Origin of the sequence: Pseudomonas retamae (assembly GCF_043496865.1) — a bacterium.
Classification (GTDB): domain Bacteria; phylum Pseudomonadota; class Gammaproteobacteria; order Pseudomonadales; family Pseudomonadaceae; genus Aquipseudomonas; species Aquipseudomonas retamae.
Genome location: NZ_JBIEIL010000019.1, coordinates 1 through 18,669, shown reverse-complemented (window position 1 = coordinate 18,669; position 18,669 = coordinate 1). Strand labels below are relative to the sequence as shown.

The 18,669-nt window shown below is 56.2% G+C and carries 15 protein-coding genes; 2 read left to right on the top strand and 13 right to left on the bottom strand.

The features are described from left to right. Positions 1–135: 135 nt before the first annotated feature. Complete coding sequence (locus ACGSLL_RS26685) at positions 136–630, bottom strand: BRO-N domain-containing protein (protein ID WP_394508508.1); 495 nt, start codon at positions 628–630, stop codon at positions 136–138. A 358-nt stretch (positions 631–988) separates the two neighbouring features. Here ACGSLL_RS26685 and ACGSLL_RS26680 point away from each other — a divergent pair, with 358 nt between their 5' ends. Beyond that, positions 989–1,627 (top strand): hypothetical protein, encoded by a 639-nt coding sequence (locus ACGSLL_RS26680; RefSeq protein WP_394508507.1) that lies wholly within the window; start codon positions 989–991, stop codon positions 1,625–1,627. A gap of 151 nt (positions 1,628–1,778) precedes the next feature. On the opposite strand, the gene ACGSLL_RS26675 is transcribed toward ACGSLL_RS26680, so the two are convergent. The 5 genes from ACGSLL_RS26675 to ydcS form a co-directional block, all read right to left on the bottom strand. After that, positions 1,779–3,203 carry a gamma-aminobutyraldehyde dehydrogenase gene (locus ACGSLL_RS26675; RefSeq protein WP_394508506.1) on the bottom strand — a complete coding sequence of 475 codons (1,425 nt, stop codon included), beginning with the start codon at positions 3,201–3,203 and terminating at the stop codon, positions 1,779–1,781. Positions 3,204–3,358: 155 nt separating this feature from the next. Continuing rightward, entirely contained in the window at positions 3,359–4,183 is an 825-nt protein-coding gene (locus tag ACGSLL_RS26670) for an ABC transporter permease (RefSeq protein ID WP_394508505.1), read from the bottom strand. Next, entirely contained in the window at positions 4,173–5,093 is a 921-nt protein-coding gene (locus ACGSLL_RS26665) for an ABC transporter permease (RefSeq protein WP_394508538.1), read from the bottom strand. Before ACGSLL_RS26665 ends, ACGSLL_RS26670 begins: the two co-directional genes overlap by 11 nt. Before the next feature lie 16 nt (positions 5,094–5,109). Beyond that, positions 5,110–6,147 carry an ABC transporter ATP-binding protein gene (locus ACGSLL_RS26660; RefSeq protein ID WP_394508504.1) on the bottom strand — a complete coding sequence of 346 codons (1,038 nt, stop codon included), beginning with the start codon at positions 6,145–6,147 and terminating at the stop codon, positions 5,110–5,112. A gap of 240 nt (positions 6,148–6,387) precedes the next feature. Next, positions 6,388–7,539, bottom strand: coding sequence for a putative ABC transporter substrate-binding protein YdcS (gene ydcS / locus ACGSLL_RS26655; protein WP_394508503.1), 1,152 nt, complete (start codon positions 7,537–7,539; stop codon positions 6,388–6,390). Positions 7,540–7,837: 298 nt separating this feature from the next. Between ydcS and ACGSLL_RS26650 the strand changes: the two genes are divergently transcribed. Beyond that, entirely contained in the window at positions 7,838–8,560 is a 723-nt protein-coding gene (locus ACGSLL_RS26650; protein WP_394508502.1) for a tellurite resistance TerB family protein, read from the top strand. Between the two features lie 167 nt (positions 8,561–8,727). Here ACGSLL_RS26650 and ACGSLL_RS26645 read toward each other — a convergent pair whose 3' ends face one another. The 7 genes from ACGSLL_RS26645 to ACGSLL_RS26615 form a co-directional block, all read right to left on the bottom strand. Continuing rightward, positions 8,728–9,198, bottom strand: a complete 471-nt coding sequence (locus ACGSLL_RS26645; protein ID WP_394508501.1) for a hypothetical protein — start codon at positions 9,196–9,198, stop codon at positions 8,728–8,730. 74 nt (positions 9,199–9,272) lie between these two features. Continuing rightward, positions 9,273–9,584 (bottom strand): hypothetical protein, encoded by a 312-nt coding sequence (locus ACGSLL_RS26640; RefSeq protein ID WP_394508500.1) that lies wholly within the window; start codon positions 9,582–9,584, stop codon positions 9,273–9,275. A 185-nt stretch (positions 9,585–9,769) separates the two neighbouring features. Beyond that, entirely contained in the window at positions 9,770–10,321 is a 552-nt protein-coding gene (locus tag ACGSLL_RS26635; protein WP_394508499.1) for a hypothetical protein, read from the bottom strand. Between the two features lie 211 nt (positions 10,322–10,532). After that, a complete protein-coding gene (locus ACGSLL_RS26630) occupies positions 10,533–10,796 on the bottom strand; it encodes a hypothetical protein (protein ID WP_394508498.1) in 264 nt (87 codons plus the stop codon). A 10-nt stretch (positions 10,797–10,806) separates the two neighbouring features. Further along, the gene (locus ACGSLL_RS26625) at positions 10,807–15,756 is read right to left on the bottom strand and encodes an RHS repeat-associated core domain-containing protein (protein WP_394508497.1); all 4,950 of its coding nucleotides are present in this window, start codon (positions 15,754–15,756) and stop codon (positions 10,807–10,809) included. Next, positions 15,753–16,493: a DUF4123 domain-containing protein gene (locus ACGSLL_RS26620; RefSeq protein WP_394508496.1), complete on the bottom strand. Its 741-nt coding sequence runs from the start codon at positions 16,491–16,493 to the stop codon at positions 15,753–15,755. The genes ACGSLL_RS26625 and ACGSLL_RS26620 overlap by 4 nt, the downstream gene beginning before the upstream one ends. Continuing rightward, on the bottom strand, positions 16,483–18,525 hold the full coding sequence (locus ACGSLL_RS26615) for a type VI secretion system Vgr family protein (RefSeq protein ID WP_394508495.1): 2,043 nt from the start codon (positions 18,523–18,525) through the stop codon (positions 16,483–16,485). The genes ACGSLL_RS26620 and ACGSLL_RS26615 overlap by 11 nt, the downstream gene beginning before the upstream one ends. Between the last annotated feature and the right edge of the window lie 144 nt (positions 18,526–18,669).

Genomic DNA, 18,669 nt, shown 5'->3' with positions numbered 1-18,669 from the left:
TACGGCGACCAGATCAGTCAGCCACTCGCGTCGGCATCGGCGAGGCCTATATCGATGGCCATTCAACTGGCTAGATGGTTTGCAGGCTGGCCTTGTAGCGAGGGCGAAAGCTTCCTCGCTACAAGGCCTTCTGGTTTAGCGGACCGGATACGGTTGCTGGCCGTGCATCAAGTCCGGTACATCACGCCATTTGACCCACGCCTGCTGTTGCCAGTGCAGCAATGGCACGGTGACGCCTGCCCAGTGCATCGAACTGAGGCTCGGTTGATTGTCCACAGGATTCGATTGCACTTCGCGCAGCATCGGAATGACTTCATGGCTTAACCATTGGCGCAGGTGACGGTTTTCCGGGACGAAGTGATGGATGAGCAGGGCGAACAGCCCAGACTCGCTGACCATCGCGCAATCGACGATTTCGCCGTTCTTTCGCAATAGCACATTGCGACGCTGGTCGGGATCGAGTTTCAGGGTGAGACGTTCGTTGAGGTGGTAACCCATCAGGCGCCCAAGGTCCTGAACACAGAACCATACCTCGTGTTCTTGCATGAAGGCATGAAGGAAGCGGTTATGGCGGGTGAAGATGGTGGGGGTGAAGTGCGAGCCTGTTTCAGTTGGAATTGATGTGTGCATTTCTGACTCCATGTTGAAATGAAAGTCGCCACCAATCCTTCGACAGATTTTGGGTGGCGAACCGTGCGGCGTTCGAAGTCGGAACGTTCTCGATCAACATGGAAGCCGAGAGGCCCGCGCCACACGGCCCGCCATAACGCGAAACTGACAGACAGAAATGCCTGGGTTTCATGGTGGGCGCAGAGCGTCATGTTGATAATGTTCCGGCTTCGACCCCGGGTCACTAAGTTAGCAGTGACGGGATAAAGCCTATCGGTCAGGCGCTAGCGGCGACTAGTCTACTCTTTCGCCGCACAGCGTAGGAAATCGAGCTTTTTTGGGAAGGCCGCATCTGTAGGAAATGCCTGTTTGTACGCTGATGGAAGCGACCAGATCCCTGACCGGCAATTTTTCCGTTATTTATGTGAATCATCGCGAAGTGCTCGACTACTTGAACTCAATGACGACTGTATTTATTGCCGGCTCTATCAATATCAAGAACCTTGATCCCAAGGTAAAGGAGCGCATCAGTAATATCGTGGCGTCCGAGTTTGAGGTGGTAGTGGGTGATGCGGGTGGCGCAGACACCTCGATTCAGGAGTACCTACTGAGCCTCGAAGGATCCAGAACAACGGTCTTTTGCAGCGGTTCGGTACCGAGGAACAACCTTGGGCGGTGGCCCGCCAGGACCGTGGTCTCAAAACATTCCAAGGGATCGAGAGCCTTTTTCACCGAAAAAGACCTGGTCATGGCCGAAGCGGCTGATTACGGGCTAATGATATGGGATGCCAAGAGTACCGGTACGCTCAGCAACGTTATTGAACTGTTGTCGAGAAAAAAGAAGTCGCTGGTATTCGTCAACAAGGAAAAGCAGTTCAAAGTGGTCGGGGACGTCAGTCAGCTCGAGGAGTTGATTGCAGTCATGTCCGATCACGCCAGGCAAAAAGCCAACGAAAAAATCCGGTTGTTTGATCGTATTTCCTTACTGAAACATGATCAGGCGGAGCTTTCCTTCTAATGATTGTTCTTGGCTTTCTGACCCTCGGCAGCCTGTCTGTGAGGGCTCAAATAGGGGGCGTTGAGCCAAACCGAGTTCTTCGCTAACAGGCTCGCTCTCACAGAGAAGTGCCGATCGTAGGTAGTGCCAGCCTGCTCGGAAGTTGTTGACCTCAGTGCCTGAACATCACATGCCGAACCGTGGTGTAGTCCTCCAGCCCATACATCGACATGTCCTTGCCGTACCCGGACATTTTCTGACCGCCATGAGGCATTTCGCTGACGAGCATGAAGTGCGTGTTGACCCAGGTGCAGCCGTACTGCAGCCGCGCTGACAGGCGATGCGAACGTCCTGTGTCGGCGGTCCAGACGGAGGAGGCGAGGCCGTAGTCGGAATCGTTGGCCCACTCAAGCGCTTGTGCTTCATCGGTAAATTTGGTCACCGAAACCACTGGACCGAACACTTCACGGCGGACGATTTCGTCATCCTGCTGCGCGTCGGCCAGCACCGTGGGTTCGAAGAAGAACCCATTGCCTTCGACAGCCTTGCCGCCGGTGATCAACCGAATGTGCGGCTGCGCCACGGCGCGCTCGACGAAAGCGGCGACCCGGTCGCGGTGTTGTGCCGTGATCAGCGGTCCCAACTCGGTGGAGGGATCATCCTGCATGCCGTATTTGATCGTGCTGACCGCCGCGCCGAGTTTTTCAACGAATTTGTCGTAAATCCCTTGTTGCGCGTAGATCCGGCACGCGGCAGTGCAGTCCTGCCCGGCATTGTAGAAGCCGAAGGTCCGAATGCCTTCCACCGCCGCGTCGAGGTCGGCGTCGTCGAAGATGATCACCGGTGCCTTACCGCCCAGTTCCATGTGCATGCGCTTAACGCTGTCGGCGGTGCTGGAAATGATGTTCGACCCGGTGGCGATCGAACCGGTCAGCGACACCATGCGCACTTTCGGATGGCTGACCAGTGGACTGCCGACGGTAGGACCGCGGCCGAACACCAGATTGAGTACACCGGCCGGGAATATGTCCGACGCCAGTTCGGCCAGACGCAACGCCGTCAGCGGGGTTTGTTCCGACGGCTTGAGCACCACGGTATTACCGGCGGCCAACGCGGGAGCGATTTTCCAGGCGACCATCATCATCGGGTAATTCCACGGCGCGATGGAGGCGATCACCCCGACCGGATCGCGACGGATCATCGAAGTGTGTCCGGGCAAATATTCGCCAGCGGCCGAACCGCTCATGCAACGACTGGCGCCGGCGAAGAAACGGAACACATCGGCAATCGCCGGGATCTCGTCGTTGAGTGCGGCGCTGTAGGGTTTGCCGCAATTGTCGGATTCCAGTTTCGCCAGTTCCTCGCCATGGGCTTCGATGGCGTCGGCGAGTTTGAGCAACAGCCGCGAGCGGTCTTTCGGCGCGGTTTGCGACCACTCGGCAAAAGCGTTGTCGGCGGCGCGCACGGCGGCATCGACCTGGGCTTCGCTGGCTTCGTTGATGTCCACCAACACATCGCCCCGCGCCGGGTTGAGCACCGGTTGTGCAGGGCCTTCGCCGTTGACCAGTTGGCCGTTGATCAAGAGTCGGGTTTGCATGGTTTTGTCCTCTATTGTTCTGCCGAAACCGGTTCAAAACTGTGGGAGCGAGCCTGCTCGCGAAGGCGGTGTGTCAGGCGACATCAATGCTGGATGTGACGGCCGCTTCGCGAGCAGGCTCGCTCCCACAAGGTTGTGTGTGGTCTGTTAGATATTCATTTTCCGCCGCTACCGGCAACACTCTCGCCCCCGCGCGTCAGGTAATACGCTCCCAGAATCGGCAGCATGGTGACCATCATCACCAGCATCGCCACGACGTTCGTCACCGGCACATCCCGTGGCCGGCTCAACTGATTGAGCAACCACAACGGCAGCGTGCGCTCATGCCCGGCGGTAAACGTGGTGACGATGATTTCATCGAACGACAGCGCAAACGCCAGCATGCCGCCAGCGAGCAAGGCTGAGCCGAGGTTCGGCAGGATGATGTAGCGGAAGGTCTGCCAGCCGTCGGCACCGAGGTCCATCGAGGCCTCGATCAGACTGTGCGAGGTGCGGCGCAGGCGAGCGATGACGTTGTTGTAGACGATCACCACGCAGAAGGTCGCGTGGCCGACGATGATGGTGAACATGCCCGGTTCGATGCTCAGCGTCTTGAACGTCGCCAGCAAGGCGATCCCGGTGATGATCCCCGGCAGCGCAATCGGCAGGATCAGCATGAATGAAATGCCCTGTTTGCCGAAAAAATCCCGCCGGTACAACGCCGCCGACGCCAACGTGCCAAGGACCATCGCGATCAACGTGGCGATGGCGGCGATCTGCAGCGACAGCTTGATTGCCTCCAAAACATCCGGCCGGGAAAACGCCACGCTGAACCAGCGCAGGGTGAAGCCCTTCGGCGGAAAACTGAACGCGGCTTCTTCGGTGTTGAAGGCATAGAGAAAGATGATCAGGATCGGGAAGTGCAGAAACACCAGCCCACCCCAGGCTGCGATTTTCAAACCCAAAGACGCACGCCCTTGTGCTGAAGCGTCAGAGTGCATCGAAAGCCCCCAGTCGTTTGACGATGGACAGGTAAACCGCGATCAGCACGATCGGCACCAGGGTGAACGCCGCGGCCATCGGCATGTTGCCGATTGCACCCTGCTGCGCGTATACCATGCTGCCGACGAAGTAGCCCGGCGGCCCGACCAGTTGCGGCACGATGAAATCGCCCAGCGTCAGCGAAAAAGTGAAGATCGAACCTGCGGCAATCCCCGGAATCGACAGCGGCAGGATCACTTGCATAAAGGTCTGACGCGGCTTTGCGCCAAGGTCGGCCGAGGCCTGCAGCAGCGATGGCGGCAGACGTTCCAGCGAAGCCTGAATCGGCAGAATCATGAACGGCAGCCAGATGTAGACAAACACCATGAACCGTCCCAGATGCGAGGTCGACAAGGTGCTGCCGCCAACCCCGGGAATCCCCAGGATGAACTGCAACAATGGCTCCAGCCCCAGATGCTGAACGAACCACTGCGCCACGCCGCCCTTGGCCAGCAGCAAGGTCCACGCATAGGCCTTGACGATATAACTGGCCCACATCGGCAGCATCACCGCGATGTAGAAAAACGCCTTGGTCTTGCCTGTGGTGTAGCGCGCCATGTAGTAGGCAATCGGGAACGCGACGACGGCGCTGGCGATCGACACGGCGATGGCCATGCTCAACGTGCGCAGGATGATGTCGAAGTTCGAGGGCTGAAACAGCGCGGCAAAATTGGCCAGCGTCAGGTCCGGCGTTACCGCCATGGTGAAGTCGTCGAAGGTGTAGAAACCTTGCCACAACAGCATCAGCAACGAGCCCAGATAGATCGCCCCGAACCACAGCAGCGGCGGCACCAGCAACATCGACAGATACAGGTTCGGCTTGCGGTAGAGCAGGTCGGAAAACCTGTGCATCGGTGGCGACGAAGTCATCGCGAGCGAGCTCATTTCATACCCCGCTGGCCACGGTGTCGTGCAGCGCGATCATCGCTTCCCGTGCCCAGCGTGCGCTCAGACGCTGGCCGGTCTGTAGCTGTACGCCGCTGTCGAGCCACTGGTTGTTGGCTTGGCTGATGCTCAGGGTCTGGCCGTTTTCCAACTGCAATTCATAGCGCGTGGCGCTGCCCTGATACTGGATATCGTGTAGCAGGCCGCTGACTTCGATTTCATGGCTGGCCAGTGGGCCTTCGGCGAAACGCACGTGTTCCGGGCGGATCGAAAACGGCTGTGGATGGCCGCTGATTTCCCGCGCCAGATCGCCGCGGATCACATTCGAGGTACCGACGAATTCGGCGACAAACGTGGTGCTCGGTTTCATGTACAGATTGCGCGGACTGTCGACCTGCTCGATGCGGCCCTTGTTGAACACCGCGACGCGATCAGACATCGACAGCGCTTCGGTCTGATCGTGGGTGACGAAGATGAAAGTGATGCCGAGCTGACGTTGCAGCTTCTTCAGCTCGCTTTGCATCTGCTCGCGCAATTTCAGATCGAGCGCCCCCAACGGCTCGTCGAGCAACAGCACGCGCGGGCGATTGACCAAGGCGCGGGCGAGGGCGACACGCTGGCGCTGACCGCCAGACAACTGCACCGGTTTGCGCGAGCCATAGCCGCCGAGGGCGACCATGTCCAAGGCTTCTTCGGCACGCTGGTGGCGCTCGGTCTTGCCGACGCCTTTGACCTTCAAACCGTAGGCGACGTTGTCGAGCACGTTCATGTGCGGGAACAACGCGTAATCCTGGAAAACCGTGTTGACGTCGCGTTGATACGGCGGCAAACCCGCAGCTTCGGCGCCGTGAATGCGGATCGAACCGGCGCTGGGTTGCTCGAAACCGGCGATCAGGCGCAGGCAGGTGGTCTTGCCGGAGCCGGAAGGGCCGAGCATGGAAAAGAACTCACCGTCCTCGATATCGATGGACACCCGGTCAACGGCCTTCACTTCACCGAACTGCCGGGAAACGTTGGTGAACTGGACTGCAAGCGTCATGGTGCGGTGCTCCGGAAAGGCGAGGGCTGCCGTGGCGGCCGTCCTGAAACCGTGAAATATCGCGGTGAACGCGCTCTGCTTTTAGCTCCCTCTCCCTCCGGGAGAGGGCGAGGGGTGAGGGCAGCCATTTCTGCCATTGCTCTGAATTCAAGGGCAAGATCAAAAGCCACCCCCTCACCCCAGCCCTCTCCCCCAGAGGGGGCGAGGGGGAAAGGGAGCCGACCGCGTCGCTGTTTAAACCTAGCGCCCGCCCATAATCGCAATGTAATCCTGCGTCCAGCGGCTATACGGCACGAACTGGCCACCTTCAGCCTGCGGGGTTTTCCAGAAAGCGATCTTCTCGAACTGGTCGAAACCGTTGGTCTTGCAGCCCTCGGCGCCAAGCAACTCGCTCTCTTTACAAGCCGCTGGCACCGCCGGCAACGAACCGAACCACGCCGCCACATCGCCCTGGACTTTCGGCTTCATCGACCAGTCCATCCACTTGTACGCGCAGTTCGGGTGCTTGGCCTCGGTGTGCAGCATGGTGGTGTCGGCCCAGCCGGTGGCGCCTTCTTTGGGGATAGTCGAAGCGATCGGCTGCTTCTCGTTGATCAGGCCGTTGACCTGATACGGCCAGGCGCCGGAAGCGACCACGCCTTCGTTTTTGAAATCGCTCATCTGCACCGTGGTGTCATGCCAGTAGCGATGAATCAACGGTTGCTGCGCGCGCAACAAATCGAGCACGGCTTTGTACTGGTCTTCGGTGAGTTGATACGGATCCTTGATGCCCAATTCAGGCTTGGTCGATTTCAGGTACAGCGCCGCATCGGCGATATAGATTGGGCCGTCATACGCCTGCACGCGTCCCTTGTTCGCCTTGCCGTCGGGCAGATCCTGTGCGGCGAACACCACACTCCAACTGGTCGGCGCCGTCTTGAACACATTGGTGTTGTACATCAACACGTTCGGCCCCCATTGATACGGGGTGCCGTAAGTCTGGTGGTTGACCACGTACCACGGCGCATCTTTCAGGCGCGGGTCGAGGGACTTCCAGTTCGGGATCAACGCCGTGTTGATCGGCTGCACACGCTTGCCAGCGATCAACCGCAGCGACGCATCGCCGGACGCAGTGACCAGATCGTAACCGCCCTTGGCCATCAGGCTGACCATCTCGTCGGAAGTCGCGGCGGTCTTGACGTTGACCTTGCAACCGGTTTCCTGCTCGAAACCGCTCACCCAGTCATACGCCTTGTCGCTCTCGCCACGCTCGATGTAACCCGGCCACGCCACGATATCCAGCTGACCTTCGCCAGCCCCGACAGCCTTCAGCGGCTCGGCAGCCTGCAGGCTGGCACTGGCCAGCACGGCCGTGGTGATTGCACTGAACAGTGCGGTCTTGTGCACGAACATGGTTGATCCCTCTTCTTCATATTATGGTCGGGGCAGTGGTGAACACGGTGCAGCGTGCCGTGGGCGGCTTGTTATTAGCGTAGTCAGAGATGGCCGTGGCGGGGCGGGCGCCTCTCGACCTTAGCGATGAAGATTTCGCGCTGGGCTGAAGTGTAGATCGGTTTTTTCAAGGTCAGCCGCAGACTTCAATTCCGAATGCGAGCAACATCTCGAAGCACACTCGCACGGCCGCTTCGGGCACTTTCGCACTAGGCTGAGGGCCTTACAGATCCGGATAACCCCTGTTTGGAGGCGGAACATGAACACCCGTGGATTGCTCGATCAACTGCTCAAGTCCGGCCAGGATCTGCTGCAGAACAAGGCTGGCGGCGCATCGAACAAATCGGCTGCCGGCGGGCTGGGCGGCCTGCTCGGCGGCTCGTCAGGCGCCAGCGGCCTCGGCGGCCTGCTCTCCGGCGCAGGCGGAGGCGCACTGGCGGCCGGCGCCATGGGCCTGCTGCTCGGCAACAAAAAAGTGCGCAAGGTCGGCGGAAAAGTCGCCATCTACGGCGGCCTCGCCGCACTCGGCGTGCTGGCCTACAAAGCCTACGGCAACTACAACGCGCAAAAAGGCAGCGCCCCCCAAACCGAACCGCAAACCCTCGACCGCCTGCCACCGGCACAAGTCGAACAACACAGCCAGGCCATCCTCAAAGCCCTGGTCGCCGCCGCCAAAGCCGACGGCCACATCGACGAGCGCGAGCGCGAACTGATCGAAGGCGAATTCAGCAAACTCGACAACGACCAGGAACTGCAACACTGGCTCCACGCCGAACTCAACAAACCCCTCGACCCCACCGACGTCGCCCGCGCGGCGAGCACGCCGGAAATGGCGGCAGAGATGTACATCGCCAGTGTGATGCTGGTGGATGAGGAGAATTTTATGGAGAAGAGCTATCTGGATGAACTGGCGCGGCAGTTGAAGCTGGAGCCGGGGTTGAAGGTGGAGTTGGAGAGACAGGTGCGGTTGGCGGGGGGGTAAAGTTCTTGGGGGAAATCGCAGCGTTGAGTTGCGATTTTTCCGTATGCGGGATGGAGAAAACCAGAATTAGACAAATGAGAAAGACAAATGGGGACAGATATATTTATAGGTTTAGAAAATAAATCTGTCCCACTTTTCTAAAAATATGTTGGGTTTCGCTGAACAGATTAGAGGTTCTCTATGTTGGTTGGGCCACCGTCATCAATGAGTTTCCTCATGCGACGATTATAGAGTTCAAGGTCTTGAGCATCATTGTTGGCTTCGATTGTTTCTCCCAGAAAAGCCATGATATGTGAGATTTTCTGTTTTTCACTTTCAGTCGCCTCGCGCACGAGATCAAATCCGTCTTTTGACAAGAAAGGGTGTTTGTTTCTTAGGTAATAATAGCAGCCAATGTTTTCAAGCAATTCACTGGCGTCATTTTTTGTAAGCTCAACCGAATTTAAGTATTCGCTAAATGCATCTGTCAATATTTCGATCGAGGTTTCTAGCGGCTCTAAATAGGTGCACAGTCCTTGCCAATTTATGATATGCAACTGGGTTCCCCAGTCAGGGTCTCTTGTGAAATATTGGCCATTACCTTTGAAGTAGTCAGGGAATTGATTTTTGTTCAAAGCTATTTCAAAGTTTGGTGTCATTGAGGTTGTTCTCAGTTGTCAAGTTGGCTTGGCAAGCAAGTCTTTACTCATTTTAGTTTATTGTTTCGGACTGATCAAAATCTAATTGTATCTACATTGTCAATATGCGCGGTTAGCTTTTCCAGAAAAGCCTTTTCGCTGCTGAAGTTGTTGTTAGTAATCATATCTAAGAACCAAGTGGAGTCTAAAATTGTAAATATTTCAGTCCACTCTGGACTTCTAGCTTTCCATTCGGGTATGACGTTCGCGGCAAAGCCGTGACCTTTGCCTTGGGATAAGTGAAAATAGTTTTCTTCGAATGAGTAGCCTATAATTTTCGGCCAGTTCGAGCTGTGCGGAAGATTTGGCTCCATATCCTTCCTAGCAATCACATAAAAAATTCTCATCGTTCTTCCGGAAGTATCCGTGATTTGTCGAAGTTGGCTGTGCGTGGGGTTGGGTGGATTTTTTTGCTCCGCTGTCACACTTTCTAATGAGTGCTTAAAATAAGGGCTGAATTTTGGGTTTGTTCAACAGGGCATGTCATGTTTCAGTGCACGGTGGCGTAAAAATTTAGCATTATACGCTCTGCTCAAAAAAATTCGAGATTAAGCACGCAACCCTTCAGTTTTAACCGCTTGATCTCGTCGTCGAACTTGTATTTTGGCAATTCTTTGTTTTTTATATCGTACTGCTGTCTAAGGAGGCGAAATAATTTCCCTGTATTTTTCTTGCTTTGTTCATCAAGGCTTTCAATTAGGTCGTAATTACTGGCTGACAGAAACGCGATTTTGTTTTTAAGTGTGTAGTAAGCGCTTATGTTTGAAAACAATGCCTCTGCATCTGAATAGTCTTCTTTTGAATGTTTTGCGTAATCTTCGAGTATGGTCGTTAACAGGCTTTGTGCCGCTTTTTGATTTTTTAAAACTCCGCACATTTCCTGCCAGTTGCTGATGAAGAGATGGTCTCCCCAATCGGATCCGCGGGAAAAATATTTTCCATTCCCTTCAAAGAAGTCAGATGTTTCGTGAAGTTCTAAAGCCGTTTCAAAAGTAGTCTTCATTGTGCTTTTCTCAGTCATCAAGGTTTTTTCACGCAACGTTCCAATGTCAATGCTTTGATGAGCTTTTTTTGAATCACGCATTTGTGAATTCGGAACCTAAGGATGCTCTATCTTCGGAATATACCGCTGTCATTATTTTCCTAAGTACGGTTGGCTGTCAGTTAGAGTTAGCAGTCCAAGTCAAAAGCATGCGACTGTGAAAGGCCGCAATCGGCTGAACCGAGATACCTATCCCGAAAAAGGGCTAGAGCCTTTCCGAGAAAATAGCAAGTTCGCGTCGCCAGAAGATTTTTTAGGTCGCAACTCCGCGGTCTGCGCCTGGCTTGAACATGAGAGACTCGTCTTCTTGTCTAGCTTTACAGCGCTCTACAAAAATCAGTGCTGCGGACGGATCTTTAAGAAAGAGTTCGTACGACTCTTTGCTTATTTCGTAATACTCATCATAGTCAACCAAGCGGTTGCTAACGGGGATAGAAACATAATACTTTCCACTAACTGCTTCTATTCCTATGGTAAATCGCTCGTCTGTATTGATAAAAGTGTCATTGAATTTCATGATCATCCTCTTATAGAGATAGTGGTGATATTTCAAGTTTTGGTGCAATCGGGCCTTTAGCGTCGACTATTGCTTCACTATTTCCATTTGGCAACTTTCCACCCGGAATCCATAGGTCGTTAGCGCCGGCTTCATTTCCTGATGGGATTCTTAGTCCAAGTTCCCTTGGGTTAGTGATGTCCACGCGCAATAATTGATTGTTGCTAAGAAAGCCAGGTTCAAGGCCCAAGGAACTCTCAAGAACAGAGCTATCTCCGTTAGCGGATGCTAGCAGCCTATCGGCTTCGCTTCTCGGCATAACAAAGGATGTGCCATCGCGTTGCCCAATACCATATCTGTCCAAGTTGTTTTGAGTCATAAAACGGGTCGCACCTCCATCAAACTGAGAAAGATGATTCGATATGTAGTCGGCGGACAGATAACTGCTTGGATCGGGGCGCATACCCTTTGGTGTCGCAATAATCTCGTCTATTTGCGACTGTGTTAGTGGAGGTGAAACATCAGGGCAGTCCCCTTTACCACACATCAAACCTAATGGATCAACCCACCCCGTAGGGTTGGGCACGTACTGGTAGTTATTCAACCCACCCGCAAGCCTGATCGGATCCGGTGTCAAAAACCGTCCAGTCCCAGGATTGTAGTAGCGGTGCCGGTTGTAATGTAACCCTGTCTCAGCGTCGAAGTACTGACCTTGGAAGCGCAGCGGGTTGTCGATTTTGCTGACGTCTAGGGCGGCAAGATTGCCGTAGGCACGGTATTTCGCCGACCACATGATCTCGCCACTGAAGTCGGTGAGTTCTTGGGGCGTGCCGAGATGGTCGAGTTGGTAATAGAACGGCGTGGCCTTCAGTGGGCCTTCGCCATCTAGCATTGCCAGCGGGCGGAAGCTGCCAGGCTCGTAGATGTAGGTGCGGTAGCGACTCTCAGCGCTTTCGGCGATCAGGCGCTCGCCTTGCCAGAGGAATTCAGTCGTTTGCCCGTCAACGGTTTTTTCAATGCGACGGCCAAAAGCGTCGTATTTGTAGCTTGCGGTACTGCCTCCGGGTAGGCTGACGCCGATCAAACGGTGCTGGCAGTCATAGTGGTATTCGGTGACCAGACGCTGGCCGGTTCCACGCCGTTCGCGGGTCAGGTTGCCATAGGCATCGTAGTCGTAGTGGCGGTCGCCTTGCATAAGCAGGCGATTACCTTTGACGTTGGCAAGGTTTGCCGTTGGCAGATCGTTTTGACCGAGCAAGTTGCCGGCTGGGTCATGAGCGAAGGTTTCGGGTGTGGCACCGCGAACACTGACCAGACGATCCAGTGGGTCGTAGTGGTAGCTGCGGTTTCCCTTGCGGCTGTCATCGATGCCGGCCAGATTGCCATTTGCATCGTAGGCGTAGCGGCGCTGGAACAGGTTGCGGTCTTGCTGACCCACGGTGTGCGCTTGAAGTCTGCCCTGTTCGTCGTATTGGTATTGGCTCAGCAGTACGCCTTGTTGGCGCTGCCGTTCGCGGCCAGCGTCGAATTGGTGCGTAGTCAGGCGCGAGCCATTGAGGTCGATACTGCTCAGCCGGCCGCCGGACAGGTGACGATAATCAAGCGTGCTGCCATCAGGGAGTCGGCAGTGACTCAATTGGCCGACGCTGTCGTACTCGTAACGCGTGGTGCCCCAGCCTTGGTGCTCAGTGATCAGGCGATCTTGTATGTCGTATTCATAGGCGAGGGGCCAGTGGCCGTCGTCAACGTTTACCAAGCGACCCAAGGCATCGTAGCCGTAATGGATTTCCTCGCCATCAGCGAGGGTTTTGACCAGCAAGCGGCCAGCGGCATCGCGCTGATACTCGGTCACCAGCTCACTGCCGTCGTCACCGAACTCGGTTTTCTTCAACAGTTTGCCGTTGAGGTCGTACTCATACGCAGTGCGACGCCCGTCGAAGCCGGTTTCCTGCTGGATCAGGCCGTTGCTGTAGTAATCGAGATGGTAATGCTCACCTCGTTCGTTTTCGATTTCAGTGAGCAGAAGACGCGCATTATCGTAGCGATAGTGCAGCTGGCTGCCGTCCGGATTGATTCGACGGCTGACCAGATGGAGATTGTCGGCGTACTCATAGCGGGTGATGCGCCCCAGTTCGTCGCGTTCTGCGGTGACGCGGCCGTATGGGTTGTAGGTGAAGGCACGGGTAGCGCCGCCGGGCAAAGTGATTTGTGCCAGCCGATTGGCGGCATCCCACTGATAATGAGTAATCGCTCCGGTTTCAGCCTGACGTGTGATCTGTCGGCCGAGCGCATCGTAGCGGTACTTACGCTGGCCGCCGTCCGGCAGACGCTCCTCCAGCAATTGGCCGAGATTGTTCCACCCCAGTTGGTGACGGCTACCGTCAGGATGGCGGATCTCTAGCAGGCGTCCTTGGCGATCATAGGTGTAATGCGTCGAGTTGCCGTCCGGGTCGACTTGTTCAGTGATGTCACCCTGGTCGTTACGCCAGTAGACCCATTTGGCGGTACCGCGATTCACCACACGGACAAAGCCCTTGTAGTACTCGTAGGTAGTCGGCGCATCTTCTGGCGGTATCACCGCGATCAAACGGCCGGCCTCGTTGTACTGATATTCCGTGACCGCCCCCATCGGGTCTTTTTCGGCGATCAGTCGGCCTTTGTCGTCATAGGCTTTTAAGTGCTCGGCACCATCCGGATCAACCTTGGCGACGAGCCGCGCCTTGTCATCGTGGGTATAGACTTCTTCACTGCCATCGGCGTTGGTAACGGTGACGCTGCCTTTGTCATCCCACGCATAGTGCGCATCCATCTGAGAGAAACTGGCCCAGTGGTGGATGCAGCGTGCGGACTTGCCTTCCTTTTCCCACTCCCAGTAGAAGCTCGCGCCACCTGCAAGTTGCCGCTCGAGAATGACGTTCTGTTCGTTGTAGGTGTAACGCTCAGACTCACCGGCAGCGTTCGTCGCGTTGGTCAGGCGCTGCTGAGCATCGTACGTGTAAGTGACCAGGGTCTGCACGGTGCTCCACGCATCTTCCAGTGTGTCTGCCGGGACAAATTGCTGATAGTCGATAGCGATGATGTGTTTGCGGTCATACCGGACCAGAAGTGCTCGACCGGCCCCGTTGTCCACACGCTTGATGCGACCATGGATATCTCGGGTGATATGCACACGGTTGTCGTAATTATCGCTGATGGCAATCAGCGTCGCGCCTTTGCTGTTGAAGCGGAAGTGATAGAACTGCTTACGTTCATCTGCTTGTGTGAGTACGAGCTCGGAAGGATCACCGCCAATGAAGATGGCCGCTTCCGAAAGGCTATTGGTGATTGCCGGACGCTGTTCGCTCGGCAACGGAAACGTCGTGACACGGTTTTCGTGGTCAGTCCAAACGACTTCATCGCCATTGATGTCCACTCGCTGGGCGAGGGCGTGACTCCAACCATAACCGAGGCCGCAGTCGATTTCCGCCGCACTGGTGCGATAGAGACGTGTCCATGTAAAGGGCAGCAAACCGCCGAGTTCACCGTCGGTAATCGTCAACAGCTCTTCACCCGTCACCATCGAAACCGGGCAGCCATTGGTGCAGGTTTTCTTGGCGCAGGTGGCGCTTTTGTCGTCGGGCGTCTTGGATTGATCGGGAGCGTCGTCGACCTTTTCCTTGGGCTGGAGCGAGGTTTGATTCTGTTTTTTGTCTCGTGGAAACGAAGAGGCGTCTTTGACTTCCTGTTTTGGAGTATCTGTAGTTTTCGGCAGCTGGCTTTTGGGCGGCAGCCCCGCTACATGACTTTTGGGTTCAGCGTTACGCGAGCCAGCTTTTGGCGCCTCGGTGGTAGCTTCATCGATTTTCAGCACTGCGGTTTTGGCAGGCTTCATCGGCACATTCTTGGCGCTGGCGATGATTGGTTTCGACGCTTGCGCATGGGCGGGCAAGGCGTGTTTGCTACTGAGTGTCATCAGGGTAGATGCAAGATCGTCCAGATACTTGATCGCTTCGCCCGATTTGACCGTGGTAATGACTTTTGTCCCGGCTCTTACAGCAAGTCCAGCGCCACCTGTCAGGCAGATACCCAGTAGTATGTTGATCAGAAACTCCGAAGCGATCGCCGTCATGACGTCGACGATGACCTGCGGCGGGAGCATGCCGACCCAAGCCACAATCGCCGAGACATAGATGAACATCAGCGGTTCGTCGCTGAGGATCAGCAACCCTGAAGCAATGGACTCTTTCGAAGCAGCGTATAGCTTGTCGATTTCGACGTCCGACAAATATTCTTTGAGTTTTGCGTAGTTTTTTTGAGGGTGAGCGAGCAGGTCGAACAGGCTTTTGATGTCATCCCACAGACGGAGTAGAGCTTGCTCAAAACCGTCCAGCGCTCGTTTGAGCAGAATGACCGAGCGCCCCGCACGATCTGCCGCCGAGTAGCTCGCCCACTGCGGCTGAAACTTGCTCGACCATTCGCTTTGCAGCCAGCCTTCAAGCTTGCCGATAACGCCTTGATAGGAGTCATAGAGTGCTTTGACGTCACTCTGGGATACGTTGGGGAAGAACGTGATGCGATAGGTCTGGCCCTTTTTGGCCCCATCGATCACTTTGATGCCGCTTGGGCCGATCATGGTTTCGATGACCGGACCGGTAACGTCGTCGTAAAAGGTGCCTTTGGTGACTGGCTCCAGTTTCACTGGAGTATTTCCGATAGGTACAAATCGCGCTGACTCAAACATGTGGATCAGCGTGAAATCACCCACCAGTGGGCAGGTCGCGTATGTTTCCACGGCACCCGTTTTGGTCTTGCGTTCCGTCACGCTGACTTCATTGCCGACCTTGAAGGTCTGGTCGACGTCCAGCGCCCAGCCAGTCCAGAAACCGTCTGCCCACTCCTTGTAATCACTCAGGCAATTTTTGAAGTCTTTTAGTATCAGATTCACGTCAGGCGCTTTGGCGTCCAGCACACGCAGGACCAGGGTACCAATCGGGGTATTCATGACGTGACTTCCTTTGTCAGCTGTGCGGTGAGACGTTCTGCCATATCTTCTGTGTTTGGGTTCTGGCGCACGAAGCGCTCAACCTTTCTGCGCAAGTTGGCTTCGGGGAATTCGAAGTACAACTCAGGGCAGTTTTCTGATAACCACTGCATCAGGTTCTCGACGACGGTGGTGTGATCTTTTTTAGCGAGGGAATCCATTAGCGTTTGGGGAATTTCCCACCAAGGCCACTCTTTTGCGGGAGGTACCGCTCTTCTGCCGACTTCGAGAGGCTGTCCGTTAATAAGATAGCGTTGGAACACGGGCAGCAATTCACCTGCCGTAGCACCTAACCCCTCGATGATCGGATGGAAATGCCGACCATCCCAGAATCTGAAAAACACTTCAGTAGCGTCGGGCATTTTTACTTGAGTCAGGCTGCGCAAATGCTCCAGCACCGATTCCGGCGCGCTGGTGGATACCGCCAGCCAACCCCAATCCATTGCGTCGGTTTCAGTAATCCATTGCAGAAAACTGGCATTGGGACTGATCTCGGCGAGATACGGCATTACGGGAAGCCAATCGGCGTAAGGTGTTCCACTCCAGATAGGCAGTAGTTGTGGTGCGACATCCTGTTGATAGAAGGGCTTGAGCGGTTCGAAATCACTCGCCGCACTGATCACCAGATACAAACGTTCGCCACTCTGCAGCGGCTGTTGCGCCAGCCAGTCCTTGGGTGTGATTCGATCAGATGGCACAGGCACCTGCCTTGCATTTTTCGCATTCTTCGCAGAACGGCGCATTGCGTTTGAGGGTGTTGATTTGCGCTGGGGTCAGGACCTGGCCAGCCTTGTCGGCATCGGCCTGTTTCAGCACGCCGGGCATCAGCGGCGCGGCGCCCGTGCCGACGCCGGGGCTGCCGCCGGAGTTCATGTTGATCACCGGGCCGCTCATGGTCACGCCGCCGGCGTCGATCTTGATGAAGCTGCCGCCGCCGACAAGGGTCAGTTCTGCGCCGGCTTCCATCACCACTTTCATGCCGCTGCTGAGGTGGATTTCCTGACCGGCGTCGATGAACTGGCCGGTACCGATCTTGATGTGCTGGTTCACGCCGACGGTGAGGTGGTCGTTGGCGCGGGTTTCGACTTTGCGGTCGGCGTAGACGGTGTGGTGTTCTTCGGCCTTGAATTCGCTGTAGCTGTTTTGCTCGACGGTGTCGTGGCGTTCGTTGCCGACGCGGATTTTCTGGTCGTGCTCGATGTTCTCGTCCCAGTCGCGCTGGGCGTGCAGGTAGATCTGCTCCTGGCCTTTTTTGTCTTCGATGCGCAGTTCGTTGTAGCCGCCACCGCCCATTGAGCTGAGGGTCTTGAAGGTGCTGCGGGTCTTGTTCGCCGGCAGGGCGTACGGGACGGTGTTTTCCTTGTGGTACAGGCAGCCGCTGATCAGCGGTTGATCGGGGTCGCCTTCCAGGAAGGTGACCAGCACTTCCATGCCGATGCGCGGGATGGCGATGCCGCCGTACTGGGCGCCGGCCCAGGCGCTGGAGACGCGCAGCCAGCAACTGGTCTTATCGTCGGCCTGACCTTCGCGGTCCCAGTGGAACTGGACTTTGACCCGGCCGTATTCGTCGCAGTGGATTTCTTCGCCTTTCGGGCCGGTGACCACGGCGCTCTGGCTGCCGAGGATGCGCGGTTTCGGGTGGCGCAGCGGTGGGCGATTGGGCACGTCCCACGGCGTGGCCTGGAAGCGGTTGCGATAGCCCTGATGGAAATCGTCTTTCAGCGCGGTGGTGTCGCTGGTCACCGATTCTTCGAGCACTTGCGGTTGTTTGCCTTCGTGCAGGACTTCGGTGAGCAGCCAGAGGTCGTTCCACTTGGCTTTCGGGTGTTCGGTCAGGGCAAGGAAATGGCCGCTGACCAGCAGTGGCTGATCGCTCTTGCCTTCGGCGAGCTGGAAGTCGCTGCGGTGGCGTTCGAGAGCGCGTTTGGCCAGGTGTTTGCCGCGCTCGCGGTCGATGAAACGGCCCGGGTAATCGTAGTCTTCGAGGTCGGGCAGGGCGTCGCCACGGTTTTCGCTTTCCAGGGTCAGGCGCGGTTTTTCGAAGTCGTAGTCGCGGCGCGTGGTGCGACTGGTGCGGGTTTCCAGGCGCAGGTCGAAGCGCTTGATCACCGGGTTGCTGGCGACCATGCCGGAGTCTTGCTGATAGGGCACCGGCGCGAGTTTCGGGAACACCGTCTGGTCATCGCCGAACAGCAGTTTGTGCGCCGTGGCGCTGTGCTGGAAGTGGTAGTGAATACCTTCTTCCTCGCACAGGCGTTGGATGAAATGCAGGTCCGATTCATCGTACTGCACGCAGTAGATGCGCTCGGGATAAATCGAACCGGTTTTGAATTCGTAAGCATTGCTTTGGATGCCGTGCTCTTCGAGGACCATGCCGATGATTTTCGGCACGCTGAGGTTCTGGAAGATGCGCTGGTTGATGCGGTGCGCGAGGTAGGACAGTTGCGGGCGCAAGGTCACCGAATAACGGGTCAGGCGCTTGCCGGAATCGCCCTGCGCGGCGCGGTAGATCTGGCCATGAATGCCGCTGCCGTCGGGCGACAGCTGCAGAAAGGCCGGTTTGTGCAGCAGGGTTTCGAGGTCCAGCGACGGCTGCTCACTGACCAGCTCCACCTCGAAGACAAAAGGCTGGCTGATGGCTTCCCGGCCGGTGAGGGTAAACACCTGAAAGTCGGCGGAAAGCCCTTCGATGGTCAGGGCAAAGTGGGTTTCATTGGCCGGCGCGAACATCCCTTGTTCCTCGTGCTGTACAGCGGCGCTCGTCGACGGCCGCAAAAAACGGCTCAACGTACGCGAAATTCTGGAGGGGCGTAAACAACATCGACCAGCAGAGCTGGCCGATGCTTGTAACGATCAGCCGTAATTAAACGACTG

Excerpts from the sequence above, each read along its gene's own strand:
- ACGSLL_RS26685 (WP_394508508.1), bottom strand. The coding sequence starts at position 630 with ATGCACACATCAATTCCAACTGAAACAGGCTCGCACTTCACCCCCACC.
- ACGSLL_RS26645 (WP_394508501.1), bottom strand. The coding sequence starts at position 9,198 with ATGACACCAAACTTTGAAATAGCTTTGAACAAAAATCAATTCCCTGAC.
- ACGSLL_RS26640 (WP_394508500.1), bottom strand. The coding sequence starts at position 9,584 with ATGAGAATTTTTTATGTGATTGCTAGGAAGGATATGGAGCCAAATCTT.
- ACGSLL_RS26625 (WP_394508497.1), bottom strand. The coding sequence starts at position 15,756 with ATGAATACCCCGATTGGTACCCTGGTCCTGCGTGTGCTGGACGCCAAA.
- ACGSLL_RS26630 (WP_394508498.1), bottom strand. The coding sequence starts at position 10,796 with ATGAAATTCAATGACACTTTTATCAATACAGACGAGCGATTTACCATA.
- ACGSLL_RS26680 (WP_394508507.1), top strand. The coding sequence starts at position 989 with ATGGAAGCGACCAGATCCCTGACCGGCAATTTTTCCGTTATTTATGTG.
- ACGSLL_RS26665 (WP_394508538.1), bottom strand. The coding sequence starts at position 5,093 with ATGACTTCGTCGCCACCGATGCACAGGTTTTCCGACCTGCTCTACCGC.
- ACGSLL_RS26670 (WP_394508505.1), bottom strand. The coding sequence starts at position 4,183 with ATGCACTCTGACGCTTCAGCACAAGGGCGTGCGTCTTTGGGTTTGAAA.
- ydcS (WP_394508503.1), bottom strand. The coding sequence starts at position 7,539 with ATGTTCGTGCACAAGACCGCACTGTTCAGTGCAATCACCACGGCCGTG.
- ACGSLL_RS26660 (WP_394508504.1), bottom strand. The coding sequence starts at position 6,147 with ATGACGCTTGCAGTCCAGTTCACCAACGTTTCCCGGCAGTTCGGTGAA.
- ACGSLL_RS26635 (WP_394508499.1), bottom strand. The coding sequence starts at position 10,321 with ATGCGTGATTCAAAAAAAGCTCATCAAAGCATTGACATTGGAACGTTG.
- ACGSLL_RS26615 (WP_394508495.1), bottom strand. The coding sequence starts at position 18,525 with ATGTTCGCGCCGGCCAATGAAACCCACTTTGCCCTGACCATCGAAGGG.
- ACGSLL_RS26650 (WP_394508502.1), top strand. The coding sequence starts at position 7,838 with ATGAACACCCGTGGATTGCTCGATCAACTGCTCAAGTCCGGCCAGGAT.
- ACGSLL_RS26675 (WP_394508506.1), bottom strand. The coding sequence starts at position 3,203 with ATGCAAACCCGACTCTTGATCAACGGCCAACTGGTCAACGGCGAAGGC.